Origin of the sequence: Peribacillus sp. NPDC096622 (genome assembly GCF_044762665.1) — a bacterium.
Lineage (GTDB): Bacteria > Bacillota > Bacilli > Bacillales > DSM-1321 > Peribacillus > Peribacillus frigoritolerans_B.
Map to the genome: position 1 here is coordinate 602,062 of NZ_JBIWES010000002.1, position 13,377 is coordinate 615,438.

The following is a 13,377-nucleotide window of genomic DNA, read 5'->3' on the forward strand; positions in this document are numbered from 1 at the left end:
CTTGAGCACCTGTTGCACCTTGAGGGCCTTCGGCACCTTGAGCACCTGTTGCACCTTGAGGACCTTCGGCACCTTGAGCACCTGTTGCACCTTGAGGACCTGCAACTCCTTGAGGGCCTTCGGCACCTTGAGCACCTGTTGCACCTTGAGGGCCTGTTGCACCTTGAGGACCTGCAACTCCTTGAGGGCCTTCCGTTCCTTGAGGACCTTCGGCACCTTGAGCACCTGTTGCACCTTGAGGGCCTTCTGTTCCTTGAGGGCCTGTTGCACCTTGTGGTCCCGCAGGTCCTGGCGAGCCTTCATCTGATCCTAAAAGTTCATCCGATACGATACGATGGGCAGGCACCAATTGCCCAGATGCATTTTTTCCCCAAACTGAAATTTCAGTACTTTCTTCTGCTGGGCCGCTTGTAGTAAAGACGAATTCAAATGCATCAAAGTTTGCATAATGATTTCTCGTAGCGACTTCATTGGGGGTTAATGATACCACCTCTGACACATACAATGTTCTGGTGCCGTTTAAATAATACCCCTGTATTAAAACAGTGGCAGAATTGACAGAATCTCGGTTAACCATTTTAATTGTAACCTGTTGGGATGGTCTGACTCCATTTTCAGGATTATTTGCAATCGGTCCGGTTGATAATACTGCCATTATGTTGATACCTCCTATTAAACAAAAATAATGTCACACTCTGATCATGTGATTAAATGATTTATAAAAAAATATAAAATGTATAAAACAGACAGGATAACATATTGTAAAAATCAAATAAAACTCCTATGAAAACGATTAAAAGAATTATTCAATCAGTATATGACCCTACATACTCCGACATTAAAAAATTTCATTAAAATTTTGATAGAGTGAGTTTTTGAAAAGCTGAGTGAACAAAGAATCTCCAAACCCTTGTTCCCTATACCTTATTTCTTATCCCTGTAAAATGATTGAGAGTTTATCCCTGTACAGCAATGGATTTATTCCTCGAGTTGCTCATCAGATACTAGACGCTGTGAGCTTATTAATTGCCCAGATGCATTTCTTCCCCAAACTGAAATTCCAGTACTTTCTTCTGCTAGGCCGCCTGTGGTAAATAGGAATTCAAATGCATTGAAGTTTGCATAATAATTTCTCGTAGCAACTTCGTTAGGGGCTAATAATACCACCTCTAGCACATACAATGTTCTGGAGTCGTTTAAATAATACCCCTGTATTAAAACAGTGGCAGAATTGACAGAATCTCGGTTAACCATTTTAATTGTAACCTGTTGGGTTGGTCTGACATCATTAACTGGACTATTTTCAATTGGTCCGGTTGATAATACTGCCATTAAGTTGATCCCTCCTTTATTAGTCTTTCACACTCGTATAATCATTCAAAATAGAATAAGAACCCTAATAAAATAATGCGAACTAAATAAATGTTGGGATATTTCCATTTGATAAAAAAAGTATAAAATCATTTTTTCTTATCACTATTTTAGTTCAGCACAAAGGCATTCAAAAATTAAAGTTAGTATGTTAATTAGAGTGTGCTTTAGAGTCGGGGATGAAGAATAGTACTAGTACTAAAAAAACAGAATCAAATAAATATGCCTGTTACTCTGTTTCCTATATCTTATTCAGATTTACTGCAAATGATTGAGTGTTTGCCCTAACCCGCATTTCGGCAGTGTTATCTATATAACTAAGTAAATGGTACTCCACAATTATTTGTTCCTATTAGTATTAAAAAATTAATTATTGTTTTTCGTTTCAAAAATATGGGATAATTTCGATTTTACAATAACCTTAGAATCAAAATTATTTTTGATTTTGGTTGCACCTTTTTTCCCAATCTCCATTGCTTGCTGGAAGTTTTCCTTGATCCAGAACAAAGTGCTTATTATTGAGTTTACGTCTGCTTCAACCTCAAGATAATCAACACCGCTTTCAAGTAAAAAACGGTCATTACGAGGATTGGTTGAAACTAAGACACAACCGGTTGCCATCGCATCAACTGCTGCTGTTGTTGGAAATCCATCAAGGGCAAACTGATCTTGAGTACCACAATAAATAAAAACATGTGATTGCTCATACAGAATTTTTATTCTTTCAGGATTTAGAAGACCATAAAAGGTATAATTTTTATTTGTTAATAAATGAAGATCATTTTGCCAATCACCTATAATATGTAGATGAAAATGGTCGTCAAGTTGATTAAATGTTTGTGCCAATAATGGAAAACCTTTGCGTTCTGCACGATGAGCAGAAAAAGTTATTTGTATTGGTTTTTGTTTAGACTTGGGAGCATAAGAATAGAAATCCGTATTGATTACGACCGGATTATAAATGCTATTCGGAATGACATTTAATACTTCATTAATGTTAGTAAATATTGTTTTACAATTTTGGGCTACAATATGGAGAAATTCATCAGAAGTGGAAGGATCCAAGCCTCCGCCTGGATATAACGTTGTGTGGATGTTTATATTATTCTCTTTTAAAAACGTGCTGATATTAAAACCTGGATTTGATCCAGGCATGTAGGTACCATCAGAGAGATGGCATTTACCTAACAAACTTAAAACAAGATTTAAAAAAACACAATATATATCAGTGATTCCCTCTTTTTTTGCAATTGAATAAAATGACCGGAAATTATATACTTTTGCAGGAAATTCATCATGATATAATTGTACAGCAAAAAAAAGAGTATCAGGTCTTTGTCTAAAAATTTGGATATTTTCCCAATAACGAAAACCACTTTGTTTCCATGGAAATCTTGTATCGATAACGGCAAGGCGACGAGACGTGTCAGAAAGAATTTCGTTTTTCATATCCACTTTGATTCATTCCTTCCGGTTCTTATTTCGGAATTGCAAATAGAATCGTTTCCTGGGCATATATTGTATAATGACCTAAATAAAACTTGTAATCTAAATTTAAATCTGAAATGAAGTTTACAACACTAGCAAAATCTTTAATTTGATGATAGATTGCTATGGCAAGTTTAGGTCTGAACTCTTGAATTGTCTTAACAGCCCCGTTCAAAGCATTAATCTCAGCGCCCTCTATATCCATCTTAATGAAATCTATTTTAGGTATAGCCCTTTCTTTAACCAAATCATCAATAGAAACTGTATGTGTTTCTTTATTTACATCTTTCGTCTTAGAGAATGTAACAAAACTCGCAGGTCCCTGATCCATGTAATAAAGTATTTCGTTTGATCTATTCCAAACCGGGCGTTCAACAATTGTAATTCGCTGTTGAAGATTTTCGTTCAGGCTAAAATTTTTTTTCATAATTTCCAGATTACTTTGTATAAATTCTATTGTATAAACAACCCCATTTTCACCAACTTCATGAGCAAAGTAGAGCGCAGTATCCCCAAAGCACCCGCCTGCATCAATTACAATGTCTCCTTCTCTTGCTTTTATTGCAGGTGAAATATTATCGTACTCATATTGACCATCTACAAAAGTTGCACTTATTCCAATAGGAAAGCAAAATAGTTGGAGATCAAAATTTATTTTTCTCAAATCAAAGAGTTGAAGGTTCCATTTGTGAGATTTAGTGATAATTTTCTCATTTGAATTGATAAGATTTTGGAGTGATTTTCTCTTAGCCCAATATTCCATTGTGTTTAAAGGTAACATAACTTTCTTATTTCCTAATAATCGAAACGCCAAAAGTTTCATTAATAAATCCCGAGAGTTTTTATCTTCAAGATGATAATAAAGTTCAGTAATTCCTTGTAATTGATTGAGAATCTCCGTTTTTTCGTTTTCTGTATTAACTACAACCCGGTCAATAGAAACAGGTACAGACATCATTTCAAAAAGTTCCATATCGATATTGTAGTAGTAGTCATTTAATGAATGTTCGAGCAGCTCTTTGATGAGCAAATCTAAAAAATCAGGAACAGAGTGATCCATCTTGCTTTGATTCATTTGGATATCACGTTCTGTTATAAGTAAAAACTTTCTTGTCTTTTCTTTTTGATAAATATCGTTGGAAATCCCTAGAATCTTTGAAAAGCAGCTTTTGGCTAAACAGAGTCGATCACTTGAGTAGTAAATCTCTCCAAGTTTCATCAGGGCATCAAGATTTTCTATATCCTTAATCAAGCTTATTTTTAATTCTCTTTCCATTGAGGGTGATTCATTTTGCATAATTCGAATTACCGCCTTTCGTCCAGATGGATTCATTTTAGTCATTTAAGTATATTGTTTGATACCCATTATCGTGATAAAGATGATTAACTAAGTTAATTCAAAAAAGTAATTAATATTAAGAACGTACTATTGGACCTATAGAATTCCTCATCTGTTACATTTTCGCTTCTATATAATTCTTTCGTCGCTCAATACCAACAAATAGTATGCTTTATGAATCCAGAGTATGACATTTAAAAACATAGGAAAATGCAGATGATTAATGTTCATTTACCCATTCGAATGCTGTGAATTTTTTCGCTTATATATAATTCTTTCGTCGCTCAATATCAACAAATAGTATGCTTTATGACTCCAGAGTATGACATTATAAAATATAGGAAAATGCAGATGATTAATGTTCATTTACCCCCATTCGAACGCTGTGAATTCAAGTGACCAATCTTTGGAGTTATAGATTTAATTATCCGAATCTATCTATAAAAATTTATCTAAAGGAATATGAATGGAAAAAAATCGCTGCGTACTCATATCATTCAATAAGCGCCATCCACCCCAAAACGAAGAGATTATTTTTCACATGAATACACAATAAATAAATGCATATTTTGTAAAGGATCTTTTACTTTAAAATGTGCGAGGATTTAAAAAGTCTATACTTCCTGTCTATAATTAAGCCTTCAAATGTTTTTTTAATGGATTTTATAGATTAATTGAAACGGAGATGAATATTATCCACATGATTAAAATTCCGTTTTTACGACCCAACTTGGTGAGACAAGATACATTTACTCATTATTTATCCCAAATAGAAAAATCCAGATGGTACAGTAATTATGGACCCTTAAATACTCTTTTTGAGAATCGAGTCCTAACTGAATATTATGAAGGAAATGGAGCAGCACTCACGGTCAACAATGCTACCATTGGGCTGATGTTAGCTATTAATCAAAGTAAACGGCCTAAAGGTCAGTATGCATTAATGCCCAGTTTTACCTTTTCTGCAACCCCTTTAGCGGCTATGTGGTGTGGTTTAGAACCTTATTTTGTAGATGTGAATAAGGACGATTGGTGTATGAATGAGGAACTTGTTGAAGATCTATTAAAAAAGTTAGGAGATAAAGTTGCTGTAGTAGTTCCCTATGCAACCTTTGGTACAGATGTAAACCTAACCTTTTATAAGGAACTACATAAGACGGGAGTGCCAGTCGTCTTTGACGCTGCCCCTAGTTTTGGAACAAAAGGGAGAAGTGGATCATTTGGAAATGATTTCCCTGGTCTTATCGTTTTCAGCTTTCATGCTACAAAATCATTCGGAATTGGTGAAGGCGGCTTAGTTTATAGTGCTGACAGAGAATTGATAAGTCAGATTCGACAAGCAGGAAACTTTGGATTTTCGACTAATCGGGAAACGATCTCACAAGGTCTTAATAGCAAACTTTCAGAATATAGTGCAGCTATTGCTCTGGCAACGCTGGATGCCTTTCCTGAAAAAAATCAAATAAGACAGCAAATTTATCAGTGGTACCTAGAGGAATTCCAAAAAAATCCAAAGTTAAACAAAGGGTGGCAGCTCCAAAAAACAGAAGGTGAAATTGCCTATCAATTTATGCCCGTACTCTGTCCTGAAGATCAAAGTAATATAGACTTTGTAAAACTGCTGGCCGACAATCATATAGAAGGACGGACTTATTTTTCCCCAACTTGTCATCAACAAAAAATCTTTTCATCATTCGAGCGAACATTAATGGCAAATACTAATAATATATCAGGACGAATACTGAGTTTACCTCTCTGGGAAGGAATTGAAAAAAGTGATATTGCCCAAGTAACAAAAATTCTTGCTAAAGGACTGGAACCATGAAAAAGCTAGTTATCTGGGGCTGCGGAGGGCATGCACGTGAGGTAAATCATCTATGTGATTATTCAAATTATGAAGTTGCTGGATTTCTTGATGAAAGATCGGAAATGAAGGGGAAAATAATAGATGGTGTACCTGTTTTAGGCGATCTCCATGATATTTATTCTCTTAAAGACAAAATAAAAATTGTTTGTGCAGGTGTAGGTGCCCCCGCTCTAAAAAAGAGGTTTGCCATAGAAACTATGAATGCTGGTTTTGAGATTGCTGATACATTAGTGCATCCTTCTGTTTATATTTCAAAGCGGAATAAGCTTGGAATTGGATCGGTTATTTGTGAAGGAACAATTTTAACCACAAATGTTCAAGTCGGGAATTTTGTTATCATTAATCGCAGTTCGAACATTAGCCATGATAATACGATCACCGACTATGTTACGATAGGTCCTGGAGTTAATATTGGAGGTAATGTCACGGTAGGTGAAGGAGCTTACATTGGTATTGGTTCTTCCATCCGTGAAAAAATCAATATAGGTGCTTGGTCGTTCATAGGAGGCGGAGCATTTGTAAAAGATGATGTTCCGGCAAAGACCATGTATGCGGGGGTACCTGCACAGTTTAAAAAGAATTTAGATTAAAGTGTAAATGAAGGTAGAGTTTTATTTAAAGCATATTTTTAGCAGATAAAAAACGCCTGGAACATGACCACTTTACAATGAGTTTTAAAAGCATTGTTCAATAAAAAAGCCACTTACTGTCCATTCATACTCATCAAGAAAGAGCATATGATAAAAAAAGATCAAAGGTATCAAAATTCATTATGCTTATAGAAAATATACGGTTTGAGGATGTGACTATGGTGAAAGGAATAATATTAGCTGGTGGATACGGCACTAGATTATATCCAATAACTACGGTCGTTTCGAAGCAGCTTTTACCTGTTTATGATAAACCCTTAATTTATTATCCGCTGTCCGTACTTATGCTTTCTGGAATTAAAGACATTTTAATTATCTCCACCCCTGCTGATTTACCTAAGTTTAAACATTTGTTGGGTGATGGATCACAATTGGGATTGAACCTAAGTTATTTATCACAGGCAAAACCCGAGGGAATTGCACAGGCTTTTATGATAGGAGAAACTTTTATAGGAAAAGACTCAGTATCCTTAATATTAGGAGACAATATTTTTTATGGACATAATTTTACTAAGATACTTGAACAAGCAGCTAATCGGGATACCGGTGCAACTATTTTCGGCTATCATGTAAAAGATCCTGAACGATTTGGTGTTGTTGAATTTGATCAAAATCATAAAGTGATATCTTTGGAAGAAAAACCTGTTAATCCTAAGTCACATTATGCCATAACAGGGCTTTATTTTTACGATAATAACGTAATTGAAATTGCAAAAAGTATTAAGAAATCTGCTCGCGGTGAATATGAAATTACTTCAATCAATGAAAGTTATCTCAGAAAAAATCAACTGAATGTTGAGTTACTAGGTAGAGGATTTTGTTGGTTGGACAGCGGCACTCACGAATCTCTGCTTGATGCTTCTTTATTTATTCAAACCATTCAAAACAGGCAAAACGTTCGAATTGCTTGTATAGAAGAAATTGCTTTTCGTAAAGGTTTTATTTCAGCACAACAACTTCTTGATTTGGCAAATCCATTAGAGAAAAATGAATATGGGCAATACCTTTTAAAATTAGTAGAACAAAAATAACTTTTGTCCTTAAAGCTATTTTAATGAAAGGAGGTAATTTAATGAATCTTCTTATTACAGGCGGTGCCGGTTTTATCGGTCTCAACTTCGTTCACTACTTGCTAAAAAATACTTTATATAATATAACCGTTATTGATTCGCTTACGTATGCAAGCCATCCTAAAGTGATACGCGCCTTAACGTCTGATTCAAGGTTAAGATTTATTAAAGGAAGTATCGTAAATGAGAAGGATCTTGAAACAGTGATGGATCAACAATATGAAGCAATTGTACATTTTGCTGCGGAGTCTCATGTTGATAATAGTATTCAAAATGCAGATAAGTTCATACAGACAAATATAGTTGGCACTTATCAATTATTACAACAATTAATCATAGGAAATGCAAAAAAAATGATCCATATTTCAACAGACGAGGTATACGGTACTTTAAGCTCAACTCAACAACCATTCACAGAACAATCCCCTCTTTCACCTAATAATCCCTATTCCGCTACAAAAGCAAGCTCCGATTTACTAGTCCGCTCTTACTATGAAACATTTAAATTACCTTTAATTACAACAAGATGCAGCAATAATTTCGGACCTTTTCAAAACATTGAAAAATTTATTCCTACCATTGTTTATAGCGCATTTAATAACAAGAATATCCCAGTATATGGGAATGGATTACAAATTAGAGATTGGCTGTTTGTAGAAGATCATTGCAAAGCCATTTACCTTATCCTTGAAAAAGGAACATTCGGTGAAGTTTATAATATTGGCGGAGGTAATGAAAGAAAAAATATTGATGTTGTAAAACGAATCTTAGAAATTATGGGGAAACCTGAACACTTGATTGAATTTGTTGAAGATAGAAAAGGTCATGACCGGAGATATGCAATTGATTCTTCTAAATTACAAAATCAGTTAGGTTGGAAACAAAACTATTCCTTTGATCAATCATTAGAAAAAACTGTTCAATGGTACATTAATAAATTTAAAGGTGCTCCAATATGAAAATTGCCATTACAGGTGCAGGCGGCCAGTTAGGAAAAGAACTCACTCAACTATTTAATAATAAAGATTATGAGGTATTTCCATTTGTCAAACACCAATTAGATATTACGAATCAAGCTAAAATAAAACAAATGCTTGTTGATATAAAGCCGGATTTTCTAATCAATACTGCAGCTTTTACAGAAGTTGATCAATGCGAAACAGAATTAGAAAAAGCATATTTAATAAATGCAATTGGACCTTATTATTTAGCTTGTGAGGCAAAAGAAAACAAAGTTAAGTTTATTCATATTAGTACAGACTATGTATTTAATGGAGATAAGGCTGAACCTTATATAGAAGATGATGTTCCTAACTCCAAAACAATTTATGGAAAAAGCAAACAACTAGGCGAAACATTGGCGTTAGCTGCATATGAAAATACCACAATCATTAGGACATCTTGGTTATACGGGCATGGAGGAAAAAATTTCGTCAATACGATTAAAAAGTTAGCAAGCCATACACAAGAAATCCGCGTTGTTGATGACCAATACGGTTGTCCTACTTATACGAAAGATTTAGGAATAGCACTTGAAAAATTACTAAAAAAACCGCATGGCATTTATCATGTCACGAACTCAGGAAGTTGCAGCTGGTTTGAATTTGCAACTGAAATCTTAACATTTTTAAAAGCGCAAACAACCATCATCCCTGTTTCAACGGAAGAATATGGTATAAAAACACCGAGACCGATGTATTCTGTTTTAAGTCATAAAAAGATAAATATCAACGGGATCTTTTTACGAAATTGGAAAGAAGGTTTACATGAATTCTTAAAAAAGGAAGCTGATAGCAGTGAAAATTGAAGGCGTCATTTCTAAAAAATTGATAAAGCATGTTGATGATAGAGGATTTTTTGCAGAAGTAGTAAGAGACGATGACCATCTATTATCTCATTTTGGTCAATTATCATGGTCAACATCATACCCAGGCGTCATCAAAGCATTTCACTACCATGAAGAGCAAGATGATTTTTGGTTTTTTCCATCAGGTAATGCTCAAGTTGTATTATATGATTTGAGAGAACACTCTGCTACCAAAGGTGTAACAAATGTTTATTATATGGGCGAAAACAATCCTAGTATTTTACTCATTCCCAAAGGGGTTGCTCATGGTTACCGCGTCCTTGGTGAAAAGTCAGCTACAATTGTGTATTGTACAACAAAATCTTATAACCCTTCTCAACCAGATGAAAAAAGAATTCCATGGGATGATAAAGAAATTAATTTTGATTGGGAAACAAAACATAGATAAAAAACTATTTGGGCTAGATAATAGGGAGCATCTTGAAATGGGTCATAAAATCGGCAAAGTCGGGATATTCAAAAATGGTTGAAAAGGGATAATTGATTGTAAGGCGTCCCAATGTCAGGGCGTCTTTTTTATTCATGAATTTCGTCTTTGAAACTCAATTGTTGCTCTGATTATTATGATTGAAAATCAAATAAAGGGATGTTTGCGAATGGATATCGAAAGATTAGTAGACATTATAATAGTTCAATCACAATTAATGTATTTTAGATTTTACGTGGAAAATGTCGAAGCAAATTTCGAAAAACAAGCCAAAAAAGTTGAAGTAGTTTTTTAAATATACGATCAAGAAGAAATTGATGAGAAATGCGTTCTTTTTGCCCGACCTTGGGCGAGTTAGCATTGTAATGAATTTTGAATAGAACGTCCAAGTCATTGTTGGAAGACGAAGCAACGCCAAGGCGATCGTTCTTGACCCGTTTTCCTTTTCGCTTTTCTGAATGAGTTTCGAACATAAAAAAACACGCCCTTTCAATACGGATATTTATCGTAAAGAAAAGACGTGTTATCGGTTTGGTGGTATAGCTGTTATTCTTTCAAGTCAATGAAACAAGTCAACGAAAACGAAAAACGCCACGAACGTTGTCGTGACGTTGATTTCGTATAAAGTATGGAGCATAGCGGGATCGAACCGCTGACCTCTACGCTGCCAGCGTAGCGCTCTCCCAGCTGAGCTAATGCCCCGAGGTACAATAATTATTTTATCGGATTTTGGTGAAAAGTCAATATAAAAAATGAGATTTTTGCAAAAATGATTAAGAAAACCGTTTGAGGGTAGTCAAACGGCTTTTTTATTATACATTTTCAATCTCCACCCGTGCAATTTCCTTAAGATTGGAGACAGTGTAATACACTTCCGATGTTCTAACTTTATGATCGACCAGAACTTTAAGGGTCAAAAGGTGGTTGTCATTTGACACATCTTTGATTCTAAGATTTTTGATGAATATTTTTTCGTCCTTGATTTTTTTCAGTACGACGGCAATGTCATCTTTATTTTGTACAACCAGCTGCAGAAAGATTTCTTTTTGCCGTAACTTCATCGGTCCGAGCCAGGTGACGATTGCGGGCACCAATTCGACACTAATGATCAATAAGATGACGCCGGCTATGGCCTCGAGAAAAAAACCAGCTCCAACGGCGATCCCGATTCCCGCCGCTCCCCAGATGATGGCGGCTGTCGTTAAACCGGATATGCTGTTGTTGTCACGCCGGAGAATGACGCCTGCACCTATAAAACCGACGCCAGAAACGATCTGGGCCGCAAGACGCAAGGGGTCCATCGTAATATTAACGTCGTCGCTCCCCGGGAATTTATAAGCGGATTCCATGGAAACGATCGTTAATAAACAGCTGACGATTGAAATGACCAGGCTTGTTTTTAATCCAACGGGTTTTCGTTTCATTTCTCGCTCTAGGCCGATAATTAGTCCAAGGAGAGCTGAAATCCCCAATTTGATAAGGATTTGCAGTTCCGATTGAGGGTCGAATGTCCATTCCATTTTGTTTCACCACTTCCGAATTATTATCGAAGAATAAAATCGTCTGTTGCCATATACCCGTTTTTCAAAAAAAACTACCTTAATAATTTTAACATAGTAGAATAGAGTTCTATGTAACGTAATTCCGTTGAAAGGAGGAATATCTAAGTGCAAATGCCAAAAGTGAATCCCTATGTAGCGTTGGCGATCGGTGTGGCATCCGTATCGTTTTCTGCCATCCTTGTTAAATTGGCTACCGCTCCATCGGGTGTTATCGCCTTTTACCGTTTATTATTTACCGTCCTTCTTATGTTACCGGTTTTCATGGTGAAATACCGTCATGAACTTAAATTCATTGAAAAAAAGGATTGGCTGTATTCGATTGCGGCAGGAGTGTTTTTGGCTTTTCATTTTATTTTATGGTTTGAATCGCTTAATTACACATCGGTAACGAGTTCAACTGTGCTCGTAACCCTCCAGCCTTTATTTGCTTTTGCCGGAGCCTACCTGTTTTTTAAAGAAAGATTTTCAATGAAGGCGATATTGAGCGGCATCATTGCGATAGCAGGCAGCCTTGTCATTAGCTGGGGTGATTTGAGAATCAGCGGTATGGCGCTTTGGGGAGATATTCTTTCGCTTATCGCATGTGCGATGGTAACCGGTTATTTACTGTTTGGTCAAAATGTCCGAAAACGCATCTCTTCTATAACATATACATTTGTCGTGTATGCAATCAGCGCCGTCGCATTGTTTTTCTATGTGATCTTCAAGGGAGAGGCATTGGCGCCTTATCCTGCTTCCGATTGGATCTATTTCGTTTTGCTTGCCATTTTCCCGACTTTATTAGGACATTCTTTATTCAATTGGTCACTAAAATGGTTAAGCACATCGACGCTTTCGATGGGAATCTTGCTTGAACCGGTGGGAGCGACAATTCTGGCTTACTTCATATTAGATGAACCGATACTCTGGACGCAGGTCCTTGGAGGTACCATCATACTGGGTGGTTTGATGATGTTCTTAAAGGATGAAAAGAAAAGCAAGGAACATAAAGAGGCGCAAGTCTCCGTATAAAAGCAGTAAGTCTCCCGACTTACTGCTTTTATCTAATATGGGTGAAATAAACAGGTGATCCGTGTGAAAATCAAAGCGAAAGTAAAGCTGAATAAAAACGTCGTACCATTCACCTTGCCTTTTTCTCTGCTGAACTTGATGGCTTCATAAAAAGCGGTACTGAATAAGTAAAGGGCCATACTGTAAGAAATAAGTAATCCGATTAATGGCAGATTCATTGCTTCACCTCATAGGAAAAAAGATATCTATATATGACTATTTGTGTTTCTTTGGAAATATGCTTCGTTTATTCATAAAACATGGGCTGGCCTGGATAGCAGGGGGAAGAATGTGATGATGATGTAAAGAATATATAGAAGGAAATAGGTGATAATGTTTTTTTTGAAAAAAGTTTTTAAAAACGTATTGCAAACATTTTTAGTACATGGTATATTATTTCTTGTCGCTAAGACAGCAACTTAAACAGCTAACAAGTTGTTGAAAAGTTTTTTAAAAAAGTTGTTGACGAAACGTGACGGAATGTGTTACATTATAGAGGTCGCTTCTGAGAGAGACGACATCGAAATTGCTCTTTGAAAACTGAACAAAACAAAGCGCCAACGTTAATTTTTAAGTGAGCACACACTATCAAAAAAAGCAAATGAGCAAGTCAAACATTTCTTCGGAGAGTTTGATCCTGGCTCAGGACGAACGCTGGCGGCGTGCCTAATACATGCAAGTCGAGC

The 13,377-nt window shown here is 35.9% G+C and carries 13 protein-coding genes, 1 tRNA gene, 1 rRNA gene and 1 pseudogene; 9 read left to right on the top strand and 7 right to left on the bottom strand.

What is annotated here, in order from left to right; genetic code table 11:
• The 4 genes and pseudogenes from ACIQYG_RS06320 to ACIQYG_RS06335 form a co-directional block, all read right to left on the bottom strand.
• Positions 1 to 655 (bottom strand): annotated as a pseudogene (locus tag ACIQYG_RS06320) (collagen-like triple helix repeat-containing protein); the annotation flags it as partial.
• Between the two features lie 323 nt (positions 656 to 978).
• The gene (locus tag ACIQYG_RS06325) at positions 979 to 1,332 is read right to left on the bottom strand and encodes a hypothetical protein (RefSeq protein ID WP_402836320.1); all 354 of its coding nucleotides are present in this window, start codon (positions 1,330 to 1,332) and stop codon (positions 979 to 981) included.
• A gap of 405 nt (positions 1,333 to 1,737) precedes the next feature.
• Positions 1,738 to 2,820 carry a glycosyltransferase gene (locus tag ACIQYG_RS06330; protein WP_402836370.1) on the bottom strand — a complete coding sequence of 361 codons (1,083 nt, stop codon included), beginning with the start codon at positions 2,818 to 2,820 and terminating at the stop codon, positions 1,738 to 1,740.
• Positions 2,821 to 2,848: 28 nt separating this feature from the next.
• Positions 2,849 to 4,156, bottom strand: coding sequence for an FkbM family methyltransferase (locus ACIQYG_RS06335; RefSeq protein WP_402836321.1), 1,308 nt, complete (start codon positions 4,154 to 4,156; stop codon positions 2,849 to 2,851).
• A gap of 742 nt (positions 4,157 to 4,898) precedes the next feature.
• Between ACIQYG_RS06335 and ACIQYG_RS06340 the strand changes: the two genes are divergently transcribed.
• From ACIQYG_RS06340 to ACIQYG_RS06370, 7 genes are all read left to right on the top strand, one after another.
• A complete protein-coding gene (locus ACIQYG_RS06340) occupies positions 4,899 to 6,023 on the top strand; it encodes a DegT/DnrJ/EryC1/StrS family aminotransferase (protein WP_402836322.1) in 1,125 nt (374 codons plus the stop codon).
• Positions 6,020 to 6,655: an acetyltransferase gene (locus ACIQYG_RS06345; protein ID WP_402836324.1), complete on the top strand. Its 636-nt coding sequence runs from the start codon at positions 6,020 to 6,022 to the stop codon at positions 6,653 to 6,655. Before ACIQYG_RS06340 ends, ACIQYG_RS06345 begins: the two co-directional genes overlap by 4 nt.
• A 221-nt stretch (positions 6,656 to 6,876) precedes the next feature.
• A complete protein-coding gene (rfbA, locus tag ACIQYG_RS06350; RefSeq protein ID WP_402836372.1) occupies positions 6,877 to 7,746 on the top strand; it encodes a glucose-1-phosphate thymidylyltransferase RfbA in 870 nt (289 codons plus the stop codon).
• A gap of 41 nt (positions 7,747 to 7,787) precedes the next feature.
• A complete protein-coding gene (gene rfbB, locus ACIQYG_RS06355) occupies positions 7,788 to 8,744 on the top strand; it encodes a dTDP-glucose 4,6-dehydratase (protein ID WP_402836326.1) in 957 nt (318 codons plus the stop codon).
• Complete coding sequence (gene rfbD / locus ACIQYG_RS06360; RefSeq protein ID WP_402836328.1) at positions 8,741 to 9,592, top strand: dTDP-4-dehydrorhamnose reductase; 852 nt, start codon at positions 8,741 to 8,743, stop codon at positions 9,590 to 9,592. Before rfbB ends, rfbD begins: the two co-directional genes overlap by 4 nt.
• Positions 9,588 to 10,040 carry a dTDP-4-dehydrorhamnose 3,5-epimerase family protein gene (locus ACIQYG_RS06365; RefSeq protein ID WP_402836374.1) on the top strand — a complete coding sequence of 151 codons (453 nt, stop codon included), beginning with the start codon at positions 9,588 to 9,590 and terminating at the stop codon, positions 10,038 to 10,040. The genes rfbD and ACIQYG_RS06365 overlap by 5 nt, the downstream gene beginning before the upstream one ends.
• Before the next feature lie 208 nt (positions 10,041 to 10,248).
• The gene (locus tag ACIQYG_RS06370; protein WP_402836330.1) at positions 10,249 to 10,374 is read left to right on the top strand and encodes a hypothetical protein; all 126 of its coding nucleotides are present in this window, start codon (positions 10,249 to 10,251) and stop codon (positions 10,372 to 10,374) included.
• Between the two features lie 334 nt (positions 10,375 to 10,708).
• Here the strand turns inward: ACIQYG_RS06370 and ACIQYG_RS06375 are convergent.
• A tRNA-Ala gene (locus ACIQYG_RS06375) sits at positions 10,709 to 10,781 on the bottom strand.
• Positions 10,782 to 10,891: 110 nt separating this feature from the next.
• Positions 10,892 to 11,599 carry an MgtC/SapB family protein gene (locus ACIQYG_RS06380; protein WP_402836332.1) on the bottom strand — a complete coding sequence of 236 codons (708 nt, stop codon included), beginning with the start codon at positions 11,597 to 11,599 and terminating at the stop codon, positions 10,892 to 10,894.
• A gap of 153 nt (positions 11,600 to 11,752) precedes the next feature.
• Between ACIQYG_RS06380 and ACIQYG_RS06385 the strand changes: the two genes are divergently transcribed.
• Positions 11,753 to 12,652 carry a DMT family transporter gene (locus ACIQYG_RS06385; protein ID WP_402836376.1) on the top strand — a complete coding sequence of 300 codons (900 nt, stop codon included), beginning with the start codon at positions 11,753 to 11,755 and terminating at the stop codon, positions 12,650 to 12,652.
• 32 nt (positions 12,653 to 12,684) lie between these two features.
• On the opposite strand, the gene ACIQYG_RS06390 is transcribed toward ACIQYG_RS06385, so the two are convergent.
• Positions 12,685 to 12,870, bottom strand: a complete 186-nt coding sequence (locus ACIQYG_RS06390) for a hypothetical protein (protein ID WP_402836334.1) — start codon at positions 12,868 to 12,870, stop codon at positions 12,685 to 12,687.
• A 440-nt stretch (positions 12,871 to 13,310) separates the two neighbouring features.
• On the opposite strand from ACIQYG_RS06390, the gene ACIQYG_RS06395 reads away from it, so the two are divergent.
• A 16S ribosomal RNA gene (locus tag ACIQYG_RS06395) occupies positions 13,311 to 13,377 on the top strand; the annotation flags it as partial.